Origin of the sequence: Streptomyces sp. HSW2009, assembly GCF_040240285.1 — a bacterium.
Classification (GTDB): Bacteria; Actinomycetota; Actinomycetes; order Streptomycetales; family Streptomycetaceae; genus Streptomyces.
This window is the reverse complement of the sequence record NZ_JBEHZD010000833.1, coordinates 1-2,413: the sequence shown is the minus strand read 5'-3', so window position 1 is coordinate 2,413 and position 2,413 is coordinate 1. Positions and strand designations below refer to the sequence as shown.

Annotated in this window: 1 protein-coding gene; it reads left to right on the top strand. The window is 74.4% G+C overall.

The annotated features are described in order from the left end of the window. The first annotated feature begins 615 nt into the window (after positions 1-615). Positions 616-1,836: an acetyl-CoA C-acetyltransferase gene (locus tag AAHZ94_RS32710; RefSeq protein ID WP_349997337.1), complete on the top strand. Its 1,221-nt coding sequence runs from the start codon at positions 616-618 to the stop codon at positions 1,834-1,836. The last annotated feature ends 577 nt before the right edge of the window (positions 1,837-2,413 follow it).

The following is a 2,413-nucleotide window of genomic DNA, read 5'->3' as shown; positions in this document are numbered from 1 at the left end:
CCCCCCCCCCCCCCCCTTTTATCACCCCCCCCCCCCCCCACCCCCCCCCCGCCCCCCGGCGGGGGGGCGGGGGGGGGCGGACCCCCCCCCCCCCCCCCCCCCCCCCCCCCCCGGGGCCGGGCCCGGCCCCCGAACCCCGCCGTACGTCGCCCGCCCCTGACCGCCTCGCGCGTACGCGCCCGCGCGTGCGTCACCACGGAGCCGGGCGTGGGCCACCACCGGGCAGGGCGTGAGCCGCGCCGGACATCGCGCGTACGCGCCCGCACGTACCTGCCCGCCTGTGAGCCACGCACGTGAGCCACGCACGGGTCCTCTCGCCGGCGCCGGCCCGGCCGGCCCAACCCTCCGCGCCGGCCGTCCGCACCGCCCCGCCCACCCCACACGGGGCCGGCCGGCACGGGGCCGGTCAGCACGACCACGCCAAGCCCCCACCACCAGAGCCACCGCCACGAGCCACCCCCACTGCCAGCACCACAACCACCCCCAACCCCAGCTCCACCCCCTGAGCAAGCGCTTAGAAAAGAGGCCCGCATCACAGCGTGCGCCTGGTGACCTCGGGGCTACGGGCCGGTAGCTTCCGGAACAGTCCTGCCCTCCCTCCCCTCAGGAGCCGTGATGACCGAAGCCGTGATCGTCTCTGCCGCCCGTACGCCCATCGGTCGCGCCTTCAAGGGGTCGCTCAAGGACGTCAGGCCCGATGACCTGACCGCCGGGATCATCGCGGCGGCGCTCGCCAAGGTGCCGGAGCTCGACCCGCGCGACATCGACGACCTGATGCTGGGCTGTGGGCTGCCCGGCGGCGAGCAGGGGCACAACCTGGGCCGGATCGTCGCCGTCCAACTGGGCATGGACCACCTGCCGGGCTGCACCATCACCCGCTACTGCTCCTCCTCGCTCCAGACCTCGCGGATGGCGCTGCACGCCATCAAGGCGGGCGAGGGCGACGTGTTCATCTCGGCCGGCGTGGAGACCGTCTCGCGCAGCGTCAACGGCTCGTCCGACGGCATGCCCGGCACGCACAACCCGCTGTTCGCCGACGCCGAGGCGCGCACCGCGGCCCGGGCCGCGCAGGAGGGCACCGACTGGCACGACCCGCGCGCCGACGGGCTGGTGCCCGACGCGTACATCGCGATGGGGCAGACCGCCGAGAACCTGGCCCGGGCGAAGGGCATCACGCGGCGGGAGATGGACGAGTTCGGCGTCCGTTCGCAGAACCTGGCCGAGCAGGCGATCAAGGACGGGTTCTGGGCCCGCGAGATCACCCCGGTGACCACCCCGGACGGCACCGTGGTCAGCCAGGACGACGGGCCGCGCGCGGGCGTCACGCTGGAGGGCGTGCAGGGCCTCAAGCCCGCGTTCCGGCCGGACGGACTGGTGACGGCCGGCAACTGCTGTCCGCTCAACGACGGCGCGGCGGCCCTGGTGATCATGTCCGACACCAAGGCCCGCGAGCTGGGGCTGACCCCGCTCGCCCGGATCGTCTCCACCGGGGTCTCCGCGCTCTCGCCGGAGATCATGGGGTACGGGCCGGTCGAGGCGTCCCGGCAGGCGCTGCGCCGGGCCGGGCTCGGGATCGGCGACATCGACCTGGTGGAGATCAACGAGGCGTTCGCCGCGCAGGTGATCCCCTCGTACCGGGACCTGGGCGTGGACCTGGACCGGCTGAACGTCAACGGTGGTGCCATCGCCGTGGGGCACCCCTTCGGGATGACCGGTGCGCGGATCACCGGCACCCTGATCAACTCGCTCCAGTGGCACGACAAGCAGTTCGGTCTGGAGACCATGTGCGTCGGCGGTGGCCAGGGCATGGCGATGGTCATCGAACGGTTGAGCTAGGACCGTCGCCCGGCCTCCGGTCCGTCCGGCTCCGGTCCCGCTGGCTGCGGGCCCCGGTCACGCGCCCCGTGCGCCCCGCCCGTTTCGCGCCGTCCCGCGCCGCACCGCGCGCCTGACCTGCGCCGTACGGTCCGCCCTGGCCGAGCCGTGTCCCCGCGCTGCGCTCCGTGCCGCAGGGCGCGGGGGCACGGCTCACCCACCGGGCCGTGACCGAATCTCCCCCAGGATGTGACCAACGCCCCCGAGGCGCATCGATCGTGCAGGTCAGCGATGTTCGGTACAGGCTGTCTGGGTCTTTATACCCGGTCAATCCGTGACGTTGTGCACTGACACCGGGCGACGACACGGGCCAAGCTGAGGTAGGAATTCGGGGGACCATCAGCAACCGGGAGTCTGTCAGTGAGCGCTACGTCCCTTGCCGTACTGCTGGCCGCAGGCATCGCCACGGCCGTCGGCGTCGCGGCCCTGCACACCACCCGCGGACTGCGCCGCCAGATCGCCGCGCTCCGCGCCGACGTCGCGGTGGCCACCGCGGCCCGCGCCCCCCGCGGGCCCCCCCCCCCGGACGGCCCCGGCG